The 21,148-nt window shown below is 30.9% G+C and carries 20 protein-coding genes; 6 read left to right on the top strand and 14 right to left on the bottom strand.

From position 1 onward, the window contains the following. The first annotated feature begins 16 nt into the window (after positions 1-16). Entirely contained in the window at positions 17-1,249 is a 1,233-nt protein-coding gene (locus tag CLOCEL_RS08055) for a 6-phosphofructokinase (protein ID WP_010077442.1), read from the top strand. Between the two features lie 76 nt (positions 1,250-1,325). On the opposite strand, the gene CLOCEL_RS08050 is transcribed toward CLOCEL_RS08055, so the two are convergent. The 3 genes from CLOCEL_RS08050 to CLOCEL_RS08040 all read right to left on the bottom strand — a co-directional run bounded on the left by CLOCEL_RS08050 (position 1,326) and on the right by CLOCEL_RS08040 (position 4,661). Continuing rightward, entirely contained in the window at positions 1,326-3,014 is a 1,689-nt protein-coding gene (locus CLOCEL_RS08050) for a glycosyltransferase family 4 protein (protein ID WP_010077443.1), read from the bottom strand. Positions 3,015-3,231: 217 nt separating this feature from the next. Continuing rightward, on the bottom strand, positions 3,232-4,173 hold the full coding sequence (locus tag CLOCEL_RS08045) for an SPFH domain-containing protein (RefSeq protein ID WP_010077444.1): 942 nt from the start codon (positions 4,171-4,173) through the stop codon (positions 3,232-3,234). 68 nt (positions 4,174-4,241) lie between these two features. Then, the gene (locus tag CLOCEL_RS08040; protein WP_010077445.1) at positions 4,242-4,661 is read right to left on the bottom strand and encodes an NfeD family protein; all 420 of its coding nucleotides are present in this window, start codon (positions 4,659-4,661) and stop codon (positions 4,242-4,244) included. Between the two features lie 294 nt (positions 4,662-4,955). Here CLOCEL_RS08040 and CLOCEL_RS08035 point away from each other — a divergent pair, with 294 nt between their 5' ends. Beyond that, positions 4,956-6,860, top strand: coding sequence for an NAD(+) synthase (locus tag CLOCEL_RS08035; protein ID WP_010077446.1), 1,905 nt, complete (start codon positions 4,956-4,958; stop codon positions 6,858-6,860). A gap of 137 nt (positions 6,861-6,997) precedes the next feature. On the opposite strand, the gene CLOCEL_RS08030 is transcribed toward CLOCEL_RS08035, so the two are convergent. Continuing rightward, entirely contained in the window at positions 6,998-7,420 is a 423-nt protein-coding gene (locus CLOCEL_RS08030) for a YaaR family protein (RefSeq protein WP_010077447.1), read from the bottom strand. 452 nt (positions 7,421-7,872) lie between these two features. Between CLOCEL_RS08030 and CLOCEL_RS08025 the strand changes: the two genes are divergently transcribed. Next, complete coding sequence (locus tag CLOCEL_RS08025; RefSeq protein ID WP_010077448.1) at positions 7,873-10,827, top strand: vitamin B12-dependent ribonucleotide reductase; 2,955 nt, start codon at positions 7,873-7,875, stop codon at positions 10,825-10,827. A gap of 58 nt (positions 10,828-10,885) precedes the next feature. On the opposite strand, the gene CLOCEL_RS08020 is transcribed toward CLOCEL_RS08025, so the two are convergent. Both CLOCEL_RS08020 and CLOCEL_RS08015 read right to left on the bottom strand, forming a co-directional pair. After that, on the bottom strand, positions 10,886-11,263 hold the full coding sequence (locus tag CLOCEL_RS08020) for a hypothetical protein (RefSeq protein WP_010077449.1): 378 nt from the start codon (positions 11,261-11,263) through the stop codon (positions 10,886-10,888). 193 nt (positions 11,264-11,456) lie between these two features. Continuing rightward, positions 11,457-12,431 (bottom strand): asparagine synthetase A, encoded by a 975-nt coding sequence (locus CLOCEL_RS08015; RefSeq protein ID WP_010077450.1) that lies wholly within the window; start codon positions 12,429-12,431, stop codon positions 11,457-11,459. Between the two features lie 233 nt (positions 12,432-12,664). Here CLOCEL_RS08015 and CLOCEL_RS08010 point away from each other — a divergent pair, with 233 nt between their 5' ends. Together CLOCEL_RS08010 and CLOCEL_RS08005 are read left to right on the top strand one after the other, a co-directional pair. Beyond that, a complete protein-coding gene (locus CLOCEL_RS08010; protein ID WP_010077451.1) occupies positions 12,665-13,129 on the top strand; it encodes an Lrp/AsnC ligand binding domain-containing protein in 465 nt (154 codons plus the stop codon). Between the two features lie 186 nt (positions 13,130-13,315). After that, on the top strand, positions 13,316-13,534 hold the full coding sequence (locus tag CLOCEL_RS08005) for a DUF378 domain-containing protein (protein WP_010077452.1): 219 nt from the start codon (positions 13,316-13,318) through the stop codon (positions 13,532-13,534). A gap of 41 nt (positions 13,535-13,575) precedes the next feature. Here the strand turns inward: CLOCEL_RS08005 and CLOCEL_RS08000 are convergent, their stop codons facing one another. The 5 genes from CLOCEL_RS08000 to CLOCEL_RS07980 form a co-directional block, all read right to left on the bottom strand. Further along, a complete protein-coding gene (locus tag CLOCEL_RS08000) occupies positions 13,576-15,309 on the bottom strand; it encodes a phosphoenolpyruvate carboxykinase (protein WP_010077453.1) in 1,734 nt (577 codons plus the stop codon). 311 nt (positions 15,310-15,620) lie between these two features. Then, positions 15,621-16,358 (bottom strand): amino acid ABC transporter ATP-binding protein, encoded by a 738-nt coding sequence (locus tag CLOCEL_RS07995; RefSeq protein ID WP_010077454.1) that lies wholly within the window; start codon positions 16,356-16,358, stop codon positions 15,621-15,623. 91 nt (positions 16,359-16,449) lie between these two features. After that, complete coding sequence (locus CLOCEL_RS07990; RefSeq protein WP_010077455.1) at positions 16,450-17,100, bottom strand: amino acid ABC transporter permease; 651 nt, start codon at positions 17,098-17,100, stop codon at positions 16,450-16,452. 90 nt (positions 17,101-17,190) lie between these two features. Continuing rightward, positions 17,191-17,976, bottom strand: a complete 786-nt coding sequence (locus tag CLOCEL_RS07985; protein WP_010077456.1) for a transporter substrate-binding domain-containing protein — start codon at positions 17,974-17,976, stop codon at positions 17,191-17,193. Positions 17,977-18,095: 119 nt separating this feature from the next. Further along, positions 18,096-18,554, bottom strand: a complete 459-nt coding sequence (locus CLOCEL_RS07980) for a hypothetical protein (protein ID WP_010077457.1) — start codon at positions 18,552-18,554, stop codon at positions 18,096-18,098. Positions 18,555-18,751: 197 nt separating this feature from the next. On the opposite strand from CLOCEL_RS07980, the gene CLOCEL_RS07975 reads away from it, so the two are divergent. Then, positions 18,752-19,042: a hypothetical protein gene (locus tag CLOCEL_RS07975; RefSeq protein ID WP_010077458.1), complete on the top strand. Its 291-nt coding sequence runs from the start codon at positions 18,752-18,754 to the stop codon at positions 19,040-19,042. Here the strand turns inward: CLOCEL_RS07975 and ymfI are convergent. The 3 genes from ymfI to trmB all read right to left on the bottom strand — a co-directional run bounded on the left by ymfI (position 19,037) and on the right by trmB (position 20,853). Continuing rightward, positions 19,037-19,777: an elongation factor P 5-aminopentanone reductase gene (gene ymfI / locus CLOCEL_RS07970; RefSeq protein ID WP_010077459.1), complete on the bottom strand. Its 741-nt coding sequence runs from the start codon at positions 19,775-19,777 to the stop codon at positions 19,037-19,039. The genes CLOCEL_RS07975 and ymfI overlap by 6 nt on opposite strands. Before the next feature lie 126 nt (positions 19,778-19,903). Then, complete coding sequence (locus tag CLOCEL_RS07965; protein ID WP_010077460.1) at positions 19,904-20,128, bottom strand: DUF3892 domain-containing protein; 225 nt, start codon at positions 20,126-20,128, stop codon at positions 19,904-19,906. 71 nt (positions 20,129-20,199) lie between these two features. Then, complete coding sequence (trmB, locus tag CLOCEL_RS07960) at positions 20,200-20,853, bottom strand: tRNA (guanosine(46)-N7)-methyltransferase TrmB (RefSeq protein WP_010077461.1); 654 nt, start codon at positions 20,851-20,853, stop codon at positions 20,200-20,202. Positions 20,854-21,148: the final 295 nt, after the last annotated feature.

Here is a 21,148-nt window from a genome sequence, read left to right as displayed (position 1 = left end):
ATAAGGAGAGGTTATTATGAGAAATTGTATTGTAGCACAATCCGGAGGTCCTACTGCAGTAATTAATTCAAGTGTCATAGGAGTATTCTATGAAAACTTAAAGGTTAAGTATTACGATAACGTTTATTCGGGACTTAATGGTATCGAGGGAATTCTTAAAGGAGATATTATTAATTTATCCGAATTAGAATACGATAAAATTGATACCTTAAAATATACACCTGCATCAGCTCTTGGTTCCTGTAGATATAAAATAGATGACTATAAAGAAAATGATGAGGACTATAATAATCTCTTTAAGATTCTAAATAGCTTAGAGATACAAACCTTTTTCTACGTAGGTGGCAATGATTCTATGGACACAGTTTCTAAACTTAGTACATACGCCCAAAAATGTGGTATTGACATAAACTTTATTGGTATCCCTAAAACTATAGATAACGATTTATGTTTAACAGACCATACACCTGGTTATGGAAGTGCAGCAAAGTTTATTGCTACTACTGCCTTAGAAACCTACCTAGATTCAAGTGTGTATACTAATAATGGAATTTTCATTTTAGAAACTATGGGAAGAGACACTGGTTGGCTTGCTGCATCAGCAGCTTTAGCAATTATAGACGATAGAATGATTGCTGATTTTATATATCTTCCTGAAGTTGCTTTTGACATAGATAATTTTCTTTCTGATGTAAAAGAGCGTTTTATAGCCAATAACCAAGTATATATTGTCGTTTCTGAAGGAATAAAAGACAAGAATGGAAACTTTATTTCGGAAACTAAAATCGCCAATAATCATGATAATTTTGGTCATAATCAGCTAGGTGGAGTAGGAAATGTTTTGAAAGAGCTTATAATAAACGCTGGAATAACCAATAGAGTTAAAACCTTAGAACTTGGAGTTATGCAAAGATGCGCTATGCATTGTGCTTCATTAACTGACCTTGAAGAAGCTCATACAGTTGGAAGATCTGCTGTTTCTTTCTCCATTAGTGGAGCTACTGGTAAGATGGTTGGAATTAAAAGAGTAAACGAAACTCCTTATTTATATGACACAGAATTAGTTGATGTTAAACAAGTGGCTAATAAAATTAAATATGTGCCAACTGATTGGATAAATACTGAAGGAAATCATGTTAATGAAAAAGCCATAAATTATATACGTCCATTAATCCAAGGAATTCCAAACTTAGATACAAAAAATGGACTACCTAAATATGTGATGGTTGAAAAAGATTTAGTTAGTTAACTAATATAGGGAAGCTAGAACTGTGATTACTAATTCTAGCTTCCCTGTTTATATTATCATTTCTTTTTTAAGCGGGTTATTCGCTGTCCGTATCAATAGATTTTTTTACTTCTTTATTTTTATCATCAGAATTATCTACAGCTACAGTTTTTATTGATACAGTAACTTTATCACTAAAGTTTTCCTGAATTTTCTCTTTACTTATTACATTAGGTTTCTTTTGCTCAGTGGCTTTAGCCTTTGAAGTTCTTGTCCTTGTGCTTGCAGTAGCTTTTTTAGTAGTCTGCCTTTTTTTGCCAGGCGTTGTTTTAGGTTTACTTGCCACTTCAATTGTTATATCATTTACCTTTAACTGATCTTCTGCTTTCTTTTCTTCAACATTTTTTTCTTCTTTATTACTCATTTCCGCAACTTTGTCATTTTCTTTTTTTACCTCAGAATTTTTTGGAGAAACCTTTTCTTCCTCTTTTTTAGTTCCTTCCTCGACTGCAACATTTTCCACAAGTTCAGTACTTTCTATAACTGTCTTTTCAGTAACTATATTTTCTTCTTTTTCTTGTTTATCTAATTGATCTGATGCCCATAATGTGTCTTTATATTTTGGAATTAGATCTTTATATAAATTTACAGTAAGTTCTCCAATCTTTGACCATGAATATATTTCTTTTACATCCTTTAATGCATTCTCCTTAATATAATCACAAAGTCCTTGATTTTTAAGAATCTCAACTACATTATCTTTCAAACTATTGGAAGATCCATTTAACATCTTCAAACCGTTATGACCATGATCAATTATCTCACGTAATCCACCAGTATCTGATACTACAACAGGACAGCCTGCTGCCATAGCTTCTAAAGATACAATGCCAAAAGGTTCATATAATGAAGGAAATACAGCTACATCCGCAATTCTATACAGCTTATCTCTCGTTTCATCATCAATATATCCTGTAAATAAAATCTTATCTTTAATAATCGTATGATTTACTCTCTCCTTCAAATCTTCTGTTATCGGTCCATGTCCAGTGATGACAAACTTAGCATCTCTATATTCATCAACAATTCTAGGGGCTGCTTCTATAAGTAAATGAAGTCCTTTTTCATATACATGTCTTCCCACAAAAAGAACTATTTTTTCATAATCCTGTGCATAGTTTCTTTTAAATGATATCTTATCGAACTCTATTGCAGAATCAATTTCCGATACCCCATTAGCTATTACAACTGTTCTCTCTTCTTTAGCCCTTAGAGATTCCATTACTTGATTTTTCATATAATTACTACAAGTAATAAGTTTACTTGATTCATCTGCTAATAAGCATTCTGTATTTGATATATATCTTTGCATCTCAGTTCTTATCCCGCCATTCCTGCCGGCTTCTGTAGCATGAATAGTAGAAACTATTGGAATGGATAATGACCATTTTAGAGTTTTTGCTGCATATGTTGTAAGCCAATCATGTGCATGAATTAAATCCATTTTTCCATATTGCTGTACAATCCTATAACCTTCTTCGACCATAGCAAAATTCAAATGCATAACCCATTTAACAAAATCATCTGTAGATATATTATAAGGTGATACCCTATGTACATATACATTATTATTTAATTCCTTTACTGGAGCAGTGCCTTCTTCACAAGTTACAACATGCACCTCATGTCCAAGTTTTGCAAGAGCATGTGATAGATGATTGACATGAGTGGAAAGTCCTCCAATATTCTTAGGTGGAAATTCCCATGATAACATTAATATCTTCATATATGATCCTCCCAATATATTTTCAATAGTTCTAAAAGCTATTATTTCACATCACGTATTATTATTATAATACACCATTAATATTTATTTCTACCATTCATTGCTAAATTCCTCTTTTTCTCAATTATTTCATAATAAAAACTGAATATTTTTATTTCTACAATAATTTAGAGGGTCTGTCCTATAAAACCGACCCTCATAGCTTCTTCTGTTATTTTTATTTACTCATTTTTATAGTTTCAGCTATAGCTGCAATATTTCCAAGTGAAGAAATAGCTTCGCTAGGAATTACAAGCTTGTTAGCTGGATTTTTAGCCATTTCTGTTAATGCTTCAATTTGTTTTAATGCTATTACAGTTTCATTAGTTCCTGATTTTATTATAGCTTCATTCACCATACCAATTGCCTTAGCTTGTGCCTCCGCAACTTTTTCAATAGCCCTTGCTTTACCTTCTGCTTCTAAAAGTTGAGATTCTCTTAAGCCTTCTGCTCTTCTTATATTGGATTCCTTTTCTGCTTCTGCTTGGAGAATTACAGCTTGTTTCTCACCCTCTGCTCTAGCAATCTCACTTTGTTTTGCACCTTCTGCTTGAAGAATAGCAGCTCTCTTATCACGTTCAGCTTTCATTTGTTTTTCCATTGCTTGTTGAATTTCTAGTGGTGGAATTATGTTTTTAATTTCAACAGATAAAATTTTTATTCCATATGCATCAGTAACTTCATCTATGATTTCTAATAACCTTGTATTTATTCTATCCCTTCCTGATAAGACTTCATCAAGGGTCATATCTCCAACAATATTTCTCATATTTGTTATTGTAGAATAAATAATACCATCTGTAAATCTTTCTATATTGTATACAGCATCCTTAGGATTCATAATTTTATAGAATATAACATTATCAATAGAAATTTTAACATTATCCTTTGTAATAACATTTTGGGGTTCTATATCTATTATTTGTTGCTTAGTAGATATCTTCTTTCTTACAAAATCAATAAATGGAATTGTAACATGCCAACCTGGCTCAAGTATCCTATGGAATTGACCTAACCTTTCAACTACGAATACATATCCTGTATTTACAATCTTAATATTTGCTATTAATACTATTAATGCTATTAATGCAATCACCGAAAAAATCACTATCCCTGCCATTTTTCATTCCTCCTATTTATTTCCCAATATTTTTAGGTATTCTTACCTTTTTAGTTTTCTCTTCATTATTAAACATATTTCTTTATTATAATTTTATTACCTTGTATATCTATCACTTCAAAATATTCATCTTTAAATATTTTTTCTCCTATGTTCTTTGCTCGCCAATAGGCTCCATTTAAACTAATCTTACCTTCATCAGTTATATCTTCAATAGCTTTAAACTTTTGACCAATATAATTCTCTTCTTGTGTCAAAGTCTTCTTTACAGTTTTTTTCAACAACTTTTTAGATAGTGGATATCCTACTGCTGTAGATATGGAACTTACAATAACACCTGCTATTATTTGAACTGGGATTGAAAGCCCCAATATTTCACAAACAAGTGCTGCTATAGCTCCAAACCCAATCCATATAAAAAGAAAGTTACTTGTTAATAAATCTACTAATACGCAAACAACTAATATACCAATCCAAAACATCACCATAAAACTCCCCCCTCTCATAACTATAAATACAACTCTTGGATAATACTCTCAACTCAGAATATTATTATAAATAATCTTTACTATATACTACACTGATTTCATTTAAATTAAAAGTTTCTTTTCTTGCTATTATAGGTTATTTGTAACCACTTAACACTTTATTCCATTCAGCATCTTGTTTTTTCTCATATTTGCTCTGTTTTTTATAGATTTTGATAAAATAACCCTATAATTTTATTCCAATGAAGTATATACTATGTATAAAAGTTAATTGGTTAGAAAGGAGATTTTGCCATGAACTTCATAAAAGTTTCTTCAGCTTGTCCCGTTACAAAAGTTGGAGATATAAAATATAATTACGAAGAAATAGTTCATTGTATAGAATCAGCAGCAGCAGAAAATTCAAAAGCAATAGTTTTCCCAGAATTAGCTTTGACTTCATATACTTGTGGAGATCTTTTTACTCACAATACGTTAATTAGTCAAGCATTAACTTACATAGAAAAACTAATAGAAGCGTCAAAGAATAAAGACATTTTGGTAGCAGTAGGCTCTCCTTTTTTATATAAAAGTAGGCTTTTAAATTGTTGTTTTGTTATATTTGAAGGAAAAATCCTCGGAATAGTACCTAAAAGCTACATACCGAATTATTCTGAATTCTATGAAAAACGATGGTTCTCAGAAGGGATTGATCTTAAGAGCAAATTGATAGATTTACCTTTCCAAAAGAATATTCCACTTGGAACTGACTTAATATTTAAATGTGGCTCAGCTTCCTTTGGTTTTGAGATATGCGAGGACTTATGGGTAACAATACCTCCTAGTTCCTATCTTGCTTTAGGTGGGGCAAATATAATAGGAAATTTATCTGCCTCTAATGAAATCATCGGAAAAGCTAACTATAGGAGAAACCTTGTTGAAAATCAGAGTGGTAGATGTATTTGTTCTTACATATATTCCTCTTCTGGTGTTCATGAATCATCCACAGATATACTTTTTGGCGGTCATCTACTTATCTCAGAAAACGCTTCACTTTTAAAAGAGAATAAAAGATTCCAAAGAGATAATGAAATCATATCTGCTATAATCGACTTAGATAAGCTTAACACTGAGCGTCTTAAAAATATAAGTTTTAGAGATAATTCAAAGGTTTTAGACTTAGATTTTAAAGAAATAAACTTTAGCTATAAATCTTTAGACTTTGGTACTTTTGATAGATACATAAATCCACATCCTTTTGTTCCTGGGAATCCAAAGGAAATGAAAGAAAGATGTACTGAAATCCTAAATATCCAAGCAGCTGGTTTGGCTAAAAGAATTGAACATACAAATCTAAAAAAAGCAATTATTGGTATTTCTGGTGGTTTAGATTCTACATTAGCATTATTAGTTATTGTGCGAACTTTTGAACTCTTAAATATACCTATGGAGAATATAATAACTATAACAATGCCTGGCTTTGGAACCACCGATAGAACCTATAATAATGCTATTGATTTATGTAAAGGTCTAGGGACTACCTTTAGAGAAATAAATATAGTTGCAGCAGCTCTTCAACACTTTAGTGATATTGGTCATGACCCAAGTATACATGACGTTACTTATGAAAATGTTCAAGCAAGAGAAAGAACACAAATTCTTATGGACTTGGCAAATAAAGAAGGTGGCTTATTAATAGGAACTGGTGACTTATCTGAACTAGCTCTTGGTTTTTGTACATATAATGGTGATCACATGTCAATGTACTCTGTTAATACTTCTGTTCCAAAAACCTTAGTACGATACCTAGTACGCTATGTTGCAGATCACTTAAGTAATGATAATATACGCAAAATCCTTTTAGATATCTTGGATACCCCTGTGAGTCCTGAATTACTTCCTAAAGATAAGGACGGTAAAATAGCACAAAAGACTGAGGATATTGTAGGACCTTATGAGCTTCATGACTTCTTCTTATACTACTTTATGCGTCAAGGTGCTGAAAGAGAAAAAATTCATTTCCTTGCGAAAGTTGCATTTAAAGATAAATACACTGATGATGAAATAACAAAATGGCTTGACAAATTTATATTTAGATTCTTTACTCAACAATTTAAGCGTTCAGCTCTTCCTGATGGACCAAAAGTAGGAACTATTAGTGTTTCTCCAAGAGGTGACTTAAGAATGCCTAGTGACGCAAGCTATAACACGTGGATGTAATCTAAAATTAAACCTCTGGAAAATACCTTAAATACTTTCCAGAGGTTTTCTAATCTACTTCTATTTTAACATTTCTTTCAACCATGTATATCTCGCTAATACTTTGCAGTCTAATGATTCACATATTATTTTATAACCTATTTATAAATATCCAATATTAAACCTTGAATTTCATCAACTCTTGCCGCAACATTAATATTTTCGCCTTCTTGATTCATAAGCAATTCTGTTAGTTCTTGAAGCTTGGCATCTATTATATCAACAGTTATAAAATATTGAGTTTGCCAAAAGCTTATGTCCTTTTTAATTTCATACATATAATCCATAACTTGCTGAAGGTAGTCTTTTATCAATCTCTTATATGCTCTTACATCAGCAAAGGATTTTGTTATAGCAAGGCGGCTGCCTTTTTTTCTTATATCATCAAGCATTTCTTTAAGCTGTTGCTCATTTTTACGTTCTCTAGCAAAAGAAAAACTTTGGGAAAAGTCTTTTTTTGAATTATTCACTACTTTTTCTTGTTTAACAGAGCTTCCTCTATTTACTCTCGATATTTCCATTTTTTCTCCCACCTTTTATTTTTTTTAACGACCGTAATTATTATTTAATTCTACTTACGGATTAAAAATATAAATGCTCTACTTTAAATATAACATACTTTATATGCTTTTTAACATAGTTAATTTCAAATCATTGAGGAATAATATGCAAAAAATTTTATAAATTCTTAAAACCAATAAGATATTATATTTATATGTAAGCATTTAAGAACATTTATTTAAAGCTTAATAATCTTATTTAACTAAACTCTATATTATCATATGATATTGCCAAAAGCTAAATAATAATTTAATATTAAAATATACATTTTCGGTGGACTTTTATCCTTTTATGAATTATAATAACTCTTATGGAATAATAATTATCCTGTTTCTTGTGTTATATTTTTCAAGTGGTTTACATAGTAATTACCATATTAGCCACAAGTCCAAAGAATCTCGGAGGTAGAATTATGGAAATAATTAAGAGACATTTTACAAAACAATTAACTGATACTATGACTGTTTACGATTTATTTGAATGGAAAAAAGTTGACGTTCTATTAAAGGATTATAAAACTGGCAAGTCCATAGTTGATATGAGAAATCTAGAATTTCCTGTGAATTATTCTCAAAGTGCCTGTGATATTATAGCCTCGAAATATTTTAGAAGAAGTGGGATTCCAAATGAATTTGGATATGAAAACTCCATGAGACAAGTCGCTCATAGATTAGTATCCTTTTGGACTCGTGCCCTCATTGATGAAAAAATTATTACCACTGACGAAGAAAAAAGTATTTTCTATGATGAAATGGTCTACTGTATTCTAGCACAAATGGTTGCACCAAATTCTCCACAATGGTTTAATACAGGTCTTTCTGATGCTTATGATATAAAAGGCAACTCAACAGGAAGCTACTACTACGATGAACATCTAAAAAAAGTTGTACAAAGCGATGACGCATACACAAGAACACAAGCCTCTGCTTGCTTTATCTTATCTATTGAAGATAAATTACTTGGAAATCATTCTATATCTCAGCAATTTGAAACAGAAACTAGATTATTTAAAGGCGGCTCTGGTTGTGGAACAAACTTCTCCACTATTAGAGCTAAAGGGGAAAAATTGTCCGGTGGTGGAGTTTCTTCTGGGGTCATGAGTTTTCTTAAAGGCTTAGATAGAAATGCTGGAGCTATAAAATCAGGAGGTACTACAAGAAGAGCAGCAAAAATGGTTATCTTAGATTCTTCTCATCCAGAAATTATGGACTTCATAACTTGGAAGGCTAAAGAAGAGCAAAAGGTAAGAGATCTTGGAAAGATGGGCTATGATATTTCCTTTGATGGAGAAGCTTATGAAACAGTTTCAGGCCAAAATGGTAATAATTCTGTTAGATTCTCTGATGATTTTATGGAAAAAGTTAAAAATTTAGATGAAGCTCCAGATTCTGAAATTCAGCTGACAGGCAGAATTGACTCTACAGTAGACAAATCAATAAAAGTTTCTGAACTATGGAAAAACTTTAATAAAGCAGTTTATGATTGTGCAGACCCAGCCCCTATGTTTTCTGATACTCTTAATAGCTGGCATACTTGTCCTGGTGGCGAAGACGGTAAATATTTCGAGAAACATAATATGATTAACGCGACAAATCCTTGTGGTGAATATTGCTTTTTAGATGATACTTCATGTAATCTAGCTTCATTAAATCTTCTAAATTTTTATGATAAATTCGCTAAAATCTTTGATATTGAAAGCTATTTACATGTAATTGGATTAAGTCAACTTTTGCTAGAAGCTTCGGTACATTTTGGACAATTCCCTACAGAGGATGTTGCAAGAAAAACCTATATGTTTAGAACCACAGGACTAGGTGTAGCAAACGGTGCAGCACTTCTACTCTTAATGGGACTTCCTTATGATTCAGAGGAAGGAAGAACTGTTTTATCTTCTATTATAGGTTTAATGACTGGACATTCTTATTATGTTTCGGCTATGATGGCAAAAGCTATCTCTCCTTTTGAAAAGTATGAAATAAATAAAGAACATATGCTAAAAGTTATTAGAAATCATGCAAGAGTAGCTGGAGCAATAAAAACCAACTTTGAAAACTTGAATTATACTCCAGTAATGGTAAATCACGAAATTTTAGAAAGCTTAAAGCTAACTGATTTATCAATGTCCCTTAAAAACTCATGGAAAGCAGCTTTAGACTGTGGTAATAAATACGGATACAGAAATGCCCAAGTAACAGTAATTGCTCCAACAGGCACCATTTCATTCGCTATGGACTGTGCAACAACAAGTATAGAACCGTTCTTTAATCATATCGTCTATAAAAAGCTTGTTGGTGGAAACTACATGACCATCGTTAACCCATTATTAATGGATGCTTTAATTAACCTTGGTTATTCAGAAAAGGAAACTAACGAAATCCTTAGTTATGTAATGGAAACAGAAATGGTCAAAGGTGATGGCTATGAATATGAACAAGTTAAAGATGGTAAAATTGAAGGAGCTCCACATCTTAAGGATGAGCATCTACCAATCTTTGATACAGCAAATAAATGTGGAAGTGGAAAAAGATACATCTCTGCACTTGGTCATGTAAAAATGGTTGCTGCAATCACACCTTTAATATCTGGATCTGTTTCAAAAACCGTAAACCTTCCAAAGGATGCTACAGTGAAAGATTTTGAAGATGTCTGCCTTACTTCTTGGGAACTTGGTATAAAAGGAATAACTTTATATAGAGATGGTTCTAAAGCAAGCCAACCACTTAACAGTAGCCTAAAGGATGCTGAATCAACTAATTTAGATAACCTCAGCTATTCAGAATTATTGTCTCTTGTAAAGAAGCTGCAAAAGGAATCTAGGTTTACTAAGAGAGAAAAACCTATTGGTATACGAAGTGGTAAAACTCATCCCGCCCAAATAGGTGACGTTAAAATCTATACTACGGTAAACAGAAATGACAGTGGTGAGATTTCTGAAATTTACATAACCTCAGATAGACAGGGTACTTTGGTCACTGGGTTATTGGATGCTCTATCAAAATCAATCTCTGTTATGCTACAATACCATGTGCCTCCATATGATATCTCTAATATGTTAAGAGGTCAAAAATATGAACCTTATGGTTTTGTCCAGAACCATCCATATATCAAAAACGTTACTTCAATTTCTGATTTAATTAGTAAAATTATAGACATTGAATTAGGAGACTTTTCTACAATTCAGATAAAACCTAATAATTACTTAGACACAGAAACTCTAGAAGTCACTTCCTTAATTTCTACAACTGGAGAACATAAAGGTGAGCGAGTTTATGATAAAGAATGTACAAATTGCTATAGCACTCATATGATTAAAAATGGAACTTGCTATGTTTGTGCTGACTGTGGTACTACTACTGGCTGTTCATAAAAAATATAGGCGCATCAGATTTTCCTCTGATACGCCTATATTAATATATTAATAACACTTATTTTTTCTTTAAAAGCATTTTTTCTTTTTCTTGCTCACTTAAGTTCTTAACCCTATTTGGTTTTGCCTTTGATTTAATAACGATTTTTTCTTCCTTAGCAGATTTATCATTTTGCACAAGGGTTTTGTCTCCACCCCATCCTTTTAAATCCATAAACCATAAAGCTAAATTCGAAGTCAAAAATACACCTAAATATAACAACCAAACATCTCCACTGACTGCAGCAAAGATGCTCATTCCTAAAAATACAATTGTAGCTCCAAGCACTATCCATTTGCTAACTTTTATTTTTGATAATAAGAATATTTTTAATAAGTTGTGCGTCATTAGTACAAGCACTACTAATAGTATTGTATTTAATATTTGCCAAAACATAGCAAGTCCTCCTTTTTAATGAATATGTTATTAAAATGCACTAGTCCTATTATACCAAAAACACAGTATTTGATAAAGGTAAATTATGAAATAGCTCTATAGTAACATATCTATCTGAAAATTTAGAAGCCAAAGAGAAATTTAATTCCCAATGGCTTCTAATTTAAAAATCTATTATTTTATTAATTCTTATTTAGAACAAGTATGGTCCTTCACCAGGTTTTCTAACAAAAACAGTAACTGCATCAACTTCAGGAAGTTGGCAAACAAATCTTGTCATTCTTTCTACTCCTAAACCAGCACCAGCTGTTTTTGGTATAAGACCATCTTTTGCTAATTTCAAATAACTTCTGAATCTATGCTTGTCTGAATTTAATTCATCCATTCTTTCAATTATTCTTTCATAAAGATATTCTCTCTCTCCACCACTAAGACCTTCGACATATCCTCTTGGCCAGATAAGATCATAGTTTCTATAATTTCCTCTATTATTTAAATCTTCTGCATCATAGAATTCTCTCTTATGGTTTGTTAAGAAGAAAGGCTGAGTAGCTTGTCTTGATGCAATTCCTTCAAAATCAGGACCATGAAGTTTTTCTAGGTCTTTAGTATCATAACGTAAGAATGGAGTCGTGATATTTAAATGCTCTGTAGAACCTGCTATTTCTTCAATTTCCTTAGCATATTTCTCTTTAACTTCTGAGAAAATATAAGAAACTAAGCTTTCTATAAATGTTAATATATCATCCATATTAGCATTTTTGAATTCAAAATCTATTTGAGTAAATTCAAATAAATGTCTACTATCACCTCTTTCAGCACGTTCTAATCTTATATTAGGTGATACTATATATATTTTTTCTAATCCTTCGTTCATTAAAGTTAATTGTTTATGAAATATCATTGATTTCATAACATCAAAGTTTTGATTTTGATAAGTAATCGAAGTTTCTTCAACATCGTGATTTAAAGTATCCGTAACTGGAGCTATCATAAGTGGCATCATTCTTACTACTCCGTTTTTATACATAAAATCATCAACCGCTCTTAAGATACCTTGTTGAATCTTTAAAATGGTTGATAAGTTTTGTCTTTTGATTTTGCTTACTGTTTTATCTAACACAACATCTTCAATTTCATTTTGTAAATCTTCTCTATATATTGCCATGCCTTTACACCTCTTATAGTTTATATCTTTGTCATATATTAATATAATAATACTTTTTCGTAACTTTTACAATATTCTTAAGTATTATTGAAAATATTTATTATAATGTTAATAGAAGCATATGGATTCTAATAAATTTATATTTATATTCAGAAACTTCTTTATTATTTTGATAAAATATCATTTTTTTTGGTATAATGTTAGTAAACTTTGAACACAGGAGTTGATAACTGATGAATTTACCCATAAATGGTTTAGATGACTTAGATATGCAAATTTTAGACATTCTTATTAAAGATTCAAGAACGCCATTTTTAGAAATTGCTAGACAATGCCATGTTAGTGGTGGAACAATACATGTAAGAATGAAGAAGATGGAAGACATCGGAATTATAAAAGGCACCAAATTATTGCTTGATAATTCAAAACTTGGATATGACGTTACTTGTTTCATAGGAATATACCTTGAAAAAGCTTCTTATTATTCAAATACAGTCAATGAGCTTAAAAAGATTAAAGAAGTGGTTGAAATGCATTATACTACTGGTCAATACTCTTTATTTATCAAGGTTATATGCAAAAATATAGCTGACCTTCAAGATCTACTATTGAGCAAGATACAACCTATTGATGGTCTTTCTAGAACTGATACTTTGATATCACTTTCTCAACCAATTGATAGAAACATACAGCTTTAGATTACATATCTAAAGCTGTATGTTTTACATTAATTATAGCTTGGATATATTTTGTGTGATTTCAATTTAAACACGTTTAGCATTAATTACAATACTAAATTAATTTTGGGCTCATAAAAAATAAATAATTTTATAGTTTAGTGCAAATACTAAGGTTGAAAAATTCATTTAAAGGAGATGCTTGATATGAAGACCTTAGACATTATTGCACTTTTACTTGTTGTTATTGGTGCGGTAAATTGGGGCTTAATCGGATTCTTTGAGTTTGATTTAGTATCCTCTTTGCTGGGTGGTATGTATTCTGCCGCTTCAAGAGTAGTTTTTGCTCTAGTAGGTCTTGCAGGATTATATGCAATATCATTTTTCGGAAGAGACAGAACTATCAGTAAGGATCAGAGTAGATAATAATAAAAAAACAACATCCCATTTGGAATGTTGTTTTTTTGCTATAATGTTTTAACATACTCTAGTAATTTTAACGCTACTTCTCTTGGTCCCTTGTGTTCCATGCCCTTTATTCCAAGCTTAGTTCTTATTTGTCCTACATTTACACCTGTTTCATACATTTTATCAAAGTATTTATCTATTAACACATCTGTTTCTGCTTGTTTTTGAACTGGTCCAAATGGATTAGCAAAATAAGATTTAACTAAGCCCATTTCAGTGGTTGTACCCTTTGCCATTCTTGCTCCAGACTTAAATACGCTGATAGCTTGTTCTTTATCTTTAAAGAATTCAAATTCTGGACCTTCAGCTTCATAATTATTTGCATAAAGGAATAAATCCACTTGATAACCCTTCATAATTTGGTTGTACGTAGCAACTGGCATAACAAGTCTTGCGTTTGTCTTATCTGGATTCATAAAAATACTTCTATCCATTTCTTTAAATGCGTAACCTGGATCTAAGTCATCAAGACGCACGAAGGCACCTGTCTCTGTTCCATAACCATATACTTTATCATCTTTAACTTTTATAGTGCCCATATCATCGAATACAACAATCATATCACTGATGTATTCTTCACTTAAACCTTTGAAAGCTTCTAAACTCTCTGATTTTCCAGCACCACTATCACCCATGATAACTATGTTAGCTTCTTTACCTTCATGAGTTCTTAAGTTTACCATAGCACCGTGAATTGGAAGGAAGCCTCTCTTAATCATTATTAAGTTATGAAGTGTTAAATTCATCTTTTTCATATATCCAAAGTAATCTATTTGTTCTCCATAGCTTACGTATCCAACCATTATATCATTTTCTTTGTCATCATAGAAAACAGTTTTATCTCCTTCTGAATCCTTACCACCAAATACATATACTATGTCTGGTTTCTTATTAACATATTCTTCTTCTCTTGCAGCTTCAAAAAGATTACATAATGTAATACCTTGAGCCATAAAATCTCTGTGGAAGTATACAAATGCTAACAATTCACCTATCTTTACTGGATAACATAAGAAATGATCCTTTGTTAATTCACATTGAGATATTGGATTCTCAAAAACTTCAGCGAATAATCCATCTCTTGTATTACGCTTTGGATACGCTATAAATGGAGGATCTATTACTATTGAATGTATGAATAGTATATCCTCTATTTGCTCATATCCTTTTGGAAGATCCCATTTAAATTTACTTGTAAATAAACCCGCATTACCACCAACAGGTAGTTCTCTATAAATAATAGGTTTTGCCCCTAATGAATTTCTTTCAATTCTTCTATATGTGTTTAAAACCAATCTTGAGAAGTTTTCATTTGCTTCTATGAAATTCGCACTTTCAAAACCATCGTTAGTTCTTTGGTGTTGCATCATAGTGTATCTTTCCATTTTTCTCCAGTAACCATATAATGTCTCTATAAAGTTATAGAATCTATCTTTATCACGAAGAAGCTCTTCATAGCCTAAATCAAGTTCAAGAATCTTTTCTGAACGCATAACGATAAGAAGAGTAAATAATCTTGTAAGCTTATTCACAATATCCAAAATATCTTTCTCGCCTAGGGATGTAGATAGATAATCATAAACATTGCTTCTCTTTTTCTGATTATACTCTATGTATTTAGTTAATACTTTATTGAACCCGTAGCTGTTAAAAAGCTCTTCTGGTGTTTTACAAAATTTTGCTGTCAGATTTACAAAGACTTTGTTTTTTATTAATGTGAATTCCTTTTGCATATTTTTCCTCCTCAAAAATGAAAGTTCTATTCGGATTAAATTCATTTTTTAATAACTTGTAGGTTAATTGTATCATAAAAATGAATAATTGCAAGCATCATAATTGCATTTTTTTAAAAACTATAACTTTTTTTACGATAATCCTATTAAATTATTAATTCCACATTAAAGCGATTACAATATCTATTATATTAAGAATTTCCTTTTTTTATTATTATTTTTTAAAAAAAAGACTGTTAACTCTAAATTAAATTAAAAAAGAAGGATAGACATATGATTTGTTTTTCAAAAATATGTCTATCCTTCTGATTTTATAAATTTAATATTTTTTGCAAGAAACTCCTAGTTCTATCCTCTTTCGGATTAGTGAATAATATGTCTGGGGAAGCTTCCTCCACAATTTTGCCGCCTTCCATAAAAATTACCCTATCTGAAACATCTCTCGCAAAAGCCATTTCATGAGTAACAATTACCATAGTCATTCCTTCATTTGCAAGACTTTTAATTACAGACAAAACCTCTCCAACAAGTTCTGGATCTAAAGCAGAAGTAGGTTCATCAAAAAGCATTATATGCGGTTCCATAGCTAATGCTCTTGCAATTGCAACTCTCTGTTTTTGTCCACCAGAAAGCTTTGATGGATAATAATCTAATTTATCACCAAGACCTACCTTTTCTAAAAGTTTTTTAGCTCTTTCTTCAACCACTGCTTTATCTTCTTTCTTTACTGTTAGTGGTGCTATCATTACATTGTCTAACACTGTTAAGTGAGGAAACAAATTGAACTGTTGAAAAACCATACCCATTTTAATCATAAGATCTCTCATTGACTTTTTATCATTAGTTCGCATTTCATTTCCTTCTACGTATATTTTACCGCCATCAATTTCTTCTAAATTGTTTAAACATCTTAGAAAAGTACTTTTACCAGATCCTGAAGGTCCAATAATTGTCACAACTTCACCTGGCTTTATTGCTATATCTAAATTCTCAAACACTGTTAAATTCTTGAACTTCTTTGTTATACCTTTTGCTTCTATCATATACATAACTTATTCTCCTTAATCAACTTAAAGTTAGTTTGTTAACTTAAAGCTTCTTCTATAAGCTAAAAGTTCCTTTGATAAACTGCAAGTCCGTTTAATAAACTGATAATTTCTTTTCGATTTTCTTGAATACATAAGTGAAAATCGTAGTTAAAAATAAATAAAATACAGCTGCAGTTAAATATGGCTCTGCTGGTGAAAAAGTTGAATTTGCTACCTTTTTAGCATTATTTAATACTTCTGTTAACGTAATAGTTGATGCTAGTGAAGTATCCTTCAATATTGTAATAAATTCATTTCCAAGTGGCGGAATAATCACTTTAAAGGTTTGAGGCAGTATTATTTTTTTCATAGTGTCTCCATATGTAAAGCCTAAAGCTTTAGCAGCCTCAAATTGCCCTTTATCTATAGATTGTATTCCTGATCTAACTATTTCAGTCATGTAAGCACCACTATTTAGTCCTAAAACTATCATTGAAGCCACAAAGGGTGATAATTCTATCTTCCACATAAGTGGCAAAGCAAAATAGAAGAAGAAGAACTGTAAGAGCATTGGAGTTCCTCTAAATATCCAGGTATAAAAACTTGCTATTAAATTTAAAACCTTAATCTTAGATAGTTTCATAAGGGCAAAAATAATACCTAGTGTAATTCCAATTACAATTGTTACTGCTGTTAATGCTATTGTTATTTTCCCACCCTCTAATACTACCTTTAGAGAGCGACCTAATAAATCGATATCCATAATAATCTATTCCCTTCTTGGTCTTTTTATGTTCTCAAAAATTGTTTTTAGTAAACCTACAAAAAAATAGAATCAAGGTTGCCCCTAATTCTATTTATAAATATCCATTCCGAACCACTTGTTAGAAATTTCTCCTAAAGTTCCATCTGTCTTTAAATCATTGTAAGCCTTTTGGACAGCATCTAAAAGTTCTGTTTGACCTTTATCCACGGCAATTCCCATAGGTTCTTTTCCAAGAGCTACAACTTTTTTATAAGCAGTTTTATCTTTAGCTACATAGAAGTCCCCCACTACCTCGTCAACTATTACTGCATCTATTCTTCCTATCTTAAGATCCATTAATTCACTTGGAACATCTTCATACTCTACAATCTCGCCGAGGCCACTCATACCTTCTGCAAACTCTAAAGATGTAGTTCCCTTTCCAACGCCAACTTTCTTTCCTTTTAAACCTTCCTCAGAAGTAATCTCCTTATTAGAGCTTTGAACTATAATACTTTGTCCGCTCATTATATATGGTTCTGTAAAGTCTATTTCTTTTTTTCTTTCCTCTGTAATATTCAATCCTGCTATTATTATATCAAAGTCATTCTTTTTTAAGCTTTGTGTTATAGTATCAAAAGCTGTATCAACAAATTCTACTTTGACTCCTAATTTATCTCCTATTGCATTTGCTAAATCCACGTCAAATCCAACTAGTTTATCATTTTCGTCCTTATACTCTAGCGGTGCAAAACCACTTTCAAGACCAACTTTTAAAACTTTTGCTTCCTTCACCTTGTCTAGAACATTTGTTGTTTCTTTACTCTTGCAACCAGTAGCAATTCCTGCTACACAAAATACAGCAGTTGCTAACAATAAAAGCTTCTTCTTCATTTGTCTTCCTCCTACGTATTAACTTCTATTCATAATAATACATTGTCATTAATATTTATTCAAGACCTTTTTATATACTACAAAAACTTTCCTTGAAATTACTTATCTAGATTAGTTACTTATAAATCTCTTAATCTAAATTGTACCTTAATATTTCTTGATTCAACAGCTATTACAACAATATTATAATTGTATTCTTTAAGTATTTCTCCTAAAACAAAACTATCTTCCTTATCAAAAGAATATAACTTTTGTTTTTCCGCTGTAACAATATAGTATTGACCTTGAGTCTTTTCCAAAAATAAATTATCCCATTCCTTTATAGGAAGGTTATATCTTTTGATTTCCCACACAACACCATTATCTTTGAAATGTCTAATGGTATTTGCATAATCCAACTCCATAATTTTTTTCGATTCCTCTAGTTTTTCCATATTGCTAATAATCTCTTGCTGTTCTCTTAATACATCAATTTGCTTTCTTTTTTTATCATTAGTATCTATCTCATATTGTATGATGCGCTTTTGCATTTTCTCGTAATAGGATTTAGCATAATAATTAAAAACTTCTTTGAACATACTATCTTTCCCTTTCAAATACTAAGTACGTAGCTCCATTAACTTCTGTCTCTAGCCATATTTTAAAAACTTTAGCATCACATATTTTCCATGCACATCACAAACCTGAAAAAAAATTTATTATTAAATTAAACTTTATTATATTTCATACGAAAAATAAATACTAAGTGAAATAAATAAATTTAATGGTGATGATTATGAAAGAAAATAAACTTATAGATTTATTAGATACCACCCGTGATAACTTTGAAGAAATCAAAGACGATGTAAATTTGACTCTTCAAAAAAGAGAACTTATAAAGCTTTCTTATGAGAATGTTCTCGATGAAAAAGAAAAAGAATTTAAAACTGCCAAAGAAACACTTCAAGAAGATGAAAAACTTTTAAAACATCTTAAAGAACTTTACAATAATGATTTTTCATCCACTAGAGTTCTTGAAGAGAAAACTAATTTCTTAAAAAAAATAACTTTTCTAAAGGACCTATAATTTTCCACCATCAACCTTTAGAATTTCACCGGTTATGTAGCTTGAATAATCGCTACATAAAAAAAGTGCTGCTTTTCCAACTTCTTCACAAGTACCAAATCTCATTAGAGCTATTTCATCCTCTAATGCATTCTTTTCTTCTTGTGAAAAGCACTGATTCATAGCTGTGTCAATGACACCTGGTGAAATTGCATTTACTCTTATGCCAGAAGGTGCTACTTCCTTTGCCAAAGCCTTTGTAAAGGAATCTATAGCTCCTTTTGATGCAGAATATAAAACTTCACAAGAAGCTCCTAGTTGCCCCCACATGGAGGATATATTAAGTATTATGCCACATTGTCTACTTAACATTTGTGGCAAAACTGCCCTTGTACAATTGAATACTGATTTAAAATTAGTATTTATAATCTCCTCGTAATCTTCTTCATTCATATCTATTAACAAACCTATTTTAGAAATTGCTGCATTGTTAACTAGTATATCCACTTTCTTATATTCTTCTATAATATTTTCAACAATATTATTTGCAAAACTAAAAGAACTTACATCACCCTTGATAACTTTAGCATTAATCCCTATGCTATTAAATTCATCCAAAGTTTCCTTTGCAGCTTTTTCATCAGACTTGTAAATTAAAATGACCGTAGCACCAGCTTGCCCTAGTTCTTTAGCTATCCCCTTACCAATGCCTCTAGTCCCACCAGTAATAATTGCAACCTTTTTATTTAAATTCATTGATTCACCTCAAACACGATTGTTATCCATCATCTATAATTATAAACGAATTTTAGTAGTTTAAGCAATTATTCTAAAAATAACAATTAGACTGCCCCACTATTACTTGAGGCAGTCTTGCAATAATTATAACTTTGGCAAATTTGTTAGGTTTGCAAATTTAATTTCCTCTGGAAATTGAGAAGTATCAACATTTTCCTTAACTCCATTTATAGCCCCTTGCCTTGCTAAAGAAATTAATGTCTCTGTATCTACCTTTTCTCCATTGTCTAATTCATACTTTATAATATCACCATATTTATTTTTATAAGTTCTTGTTATAGTCAATGCATTTTCCTTGTTTATGTACATACTATCTCTCCTTTAGTGTTTTTCATAGTTTATGCACATACAAGTTTTTTAATACAATAAGTCCATTAAATTTATTTTATTTTTCCTACCAAGAACATTATATTCATACCTTTATCTGAAAATTTCTTTTCATATTCTGTAACTATATTTCCCTGGAAATCTGAATTGTGTAAATCATAAGTAAGATATTTTATATCAAAACCACTTTCCGTAAAATATTCCTGTGATGCTTCAAATAAATCTTTATCATCAGTTTTAAACCAGATTTCTGTATCAGGCTTTATGAATGTTTTGTATTTTCCTAAAAATCTGCTATGAGTAAGTCTTCTCTTATTATGTTTTCCTTTAGGCCATGGATTACAGAAATTAATATATATCTTTGATATTTCATCTTTGTCAAAAATATCCATTATCGTAGATATCTCTAATCTCATTAATTTAACATTGTTAGGTTCTTTTCCAGCTTCTTTAAAGGTCTCTTCAAGCCTTCTTTTAGTGTACACTAAAACTTCATCTTTTAAATCTATACCTATATAATTAATATTACTATTGTTAACTGATTTTGCTGTTATAAAAGATCCAAAGCCACATCCAAGTTCTAAGTGGATATCATTATCGTTGCCGAAAACTTCTTTCCATCTACCTTTACAGTCTGTAGGATTAACTACAGTTATAGAACTCTCTTCAAATTCTGGTCTTGCCCACCACTTTTTTCTTAACCTCATATTCTCCTCCAAATTCATCCGTGTAATTATTAAATTTCTTATCTTTATTCTCACCTTTAAATCTGAGCTTTGTACATTTTTAATTTAGAAACAAATTCTATTATATAGCAAAATCCTTTATTCTAAAAGATTTTTTAAAAATATCGTAGCTTCAATTAGTTAAATAACCCTAAATAAAAACTCTCCGCAGAATTATATACGAAGAGCTTTAATCATTATTAAATTATATTTTTGATATAATTTCTAAAACATCTTTTGCTATTTCTAAATCATTGATTTTTGACGCACTTTAACA

This window comes from Clostridium cellulovorans 743B (genome assembly GCF_000145275.1).
In the GTDB taxonomy this organism is placed as follows: domain Bacteria; phylum Bacillota; class Clostridia; order Clostridiales; family Clostridiaceae; genus Clostridium_K; species Clostridium_K cellulovorans.
Note: the sequence above shows the minus strand (reverse complement) of the source record. Positions and strands in the feature narration are given on the sequence as shown.

Excerpts from the sequence above, each read along its gene's own strand:
- CLOCEL_RS08055 (WP_010077442.1), top strand. The coding sequence starts at position 17 with ATGAGAAATTGTATTGTAGCACAATCCGGAGGTCCTACTGCAGTAATT.
- CLOCEL_RS08050 (WP_010077443.1), bottom strand. The coding sequence starts at position 3,014 with ATGAAGATATTAATGTTATCATGGGAATTTCCACCTAAGAATATTGGA.
- CLOCEL_RS08045 (WP_010077444.1), bottom strand. The coding sequence starts at position 4,173 with ATGGCAGGGATAGTGATTTTTTCGGTGATTGCATTAATAGCATTAATA.
- CLOCEL_RS08040 (WP_010077445.1), bottom strand. The coding sequence starts at position 4,661 with ATGGTGATGTTTTGGATTGGTATATTAGTTGTTTGCGTATTAGTAGAT.
- CLOCEL_RS08035 (WP_010077446.1), top strand. The coding sequence starts at position 4,956 with ATGAACTTCATAAAAGTTTCTTCAGCTTGTCCCGTTACAAAAGTTGGA.
- CLOCEL_RS08030 (WP_010077447.1), bottom strand. The coding sequence starts at position 7,420 with ATGGAAATATCGAGAGTAAATAGAGGAAGCTCTGTTAAACAAGAAAAA.
- CLOCEL_RS08025 (WP_010077448.1), top strand. The coding sequence starts at position 7,873 with ATGGAAATAATTAAGAGACATTTTACAAAACAATTAACTGATACTATG.
- CLOCEL_RS08020 (WP_010077449.1), bottom strand. The coding sequence starts at position 11,263 with ATGTTTTGGCAAATATTAAATACAATACTATTAGTAGTGCTTGTACTA.
- CLOCEL_RS08015 (WP_010077450.1), bottom strand. The coding sequence starts at position 12,431 with ATGGCAATATATAGAGAAGATTTACAAAATGAAATTGAAGATGTTGTG.
- CLOCEL_RS08010 (WP_010077451.1), top strand. The coding sequence starts at position 12,665 with ATGAATTTACCCATAAATGGTTTAGATGACTTAGATATGCAAATTTTA.
- CLOCEL_RS08005 (WP_010077452.1), top strand. The coding sequence starts at position 13,316 with ATGAAGACCTTAGACATTATTGCACTTTTACTTGTTGTTATTGGTGCG.
- CLOCEL_RS08000 (WP_010077453.1), bottom strand. The coding sequence starts at position 15,309 with ATGCAAAAGGAATTCACATTAATAAAAAACAAAGTCTTTGTAAATCTG.
- CLOCEL_RS07995 (WP_010077454.1), bottom strand. The coding sequence starts at position 16,358 with ATGTATATGATAGAAGCAAAAGGTATAACAAAGAAGTTCAAGAATTTA.
- CLOCEL_RS07990 (WP_010077455.1), bottom strand. The coding sequence starts at position 17,100 with ATGGATATCGATTTATTAGGTCGCTCTCTAAAGGTAGTATTAGAGGGT.
- CLOCEL_RS07985 (WP_010077456.1), bottom strand. The coding sequence starts at position 17,976 with ATGAAGAAGAAGCTTTTATTGTTAGCAACTGCTGTATTTTGTGTAGCA.
- CLOCEL_RS07980 (WP_010077457.1), bottom strand. The coding sequence starts at position 18,554 with ATGTTCAAAGAAGTTTTTAATTATTATGCTAAATCCTATTACGAGAAA.
- CLOCEL_RS07975 (WP_010077458.1), top strand. The coding sequence starts at position 18,752 with ATGAAAGAAAATAAACTTATAGATTTATTAGATACCACCCGTGATAAC.
- ymfI (WP_010077459.1), bottom strand. The coding sequence starts at position 19,777 with ATGAATTTAAATAAAAAGGTTGCAATTATTACTGGTGGGACTAGAGGC.
- CLOCEL_RS07965 (WP_010077460.1), bottom strand. The coding sequence starts at position 20,128 with ATGTACATAAACAAGGAAAATGCATTGACTATAACAAGAACTTATAAA.
- trmB (WP_010077461.1), bottom strand. The coding sequence starts at position 20,853 with ATGAGGTTAAGAAAAAAGTGGTGGGCAAGACCAGAATTTGAAGAGAGT.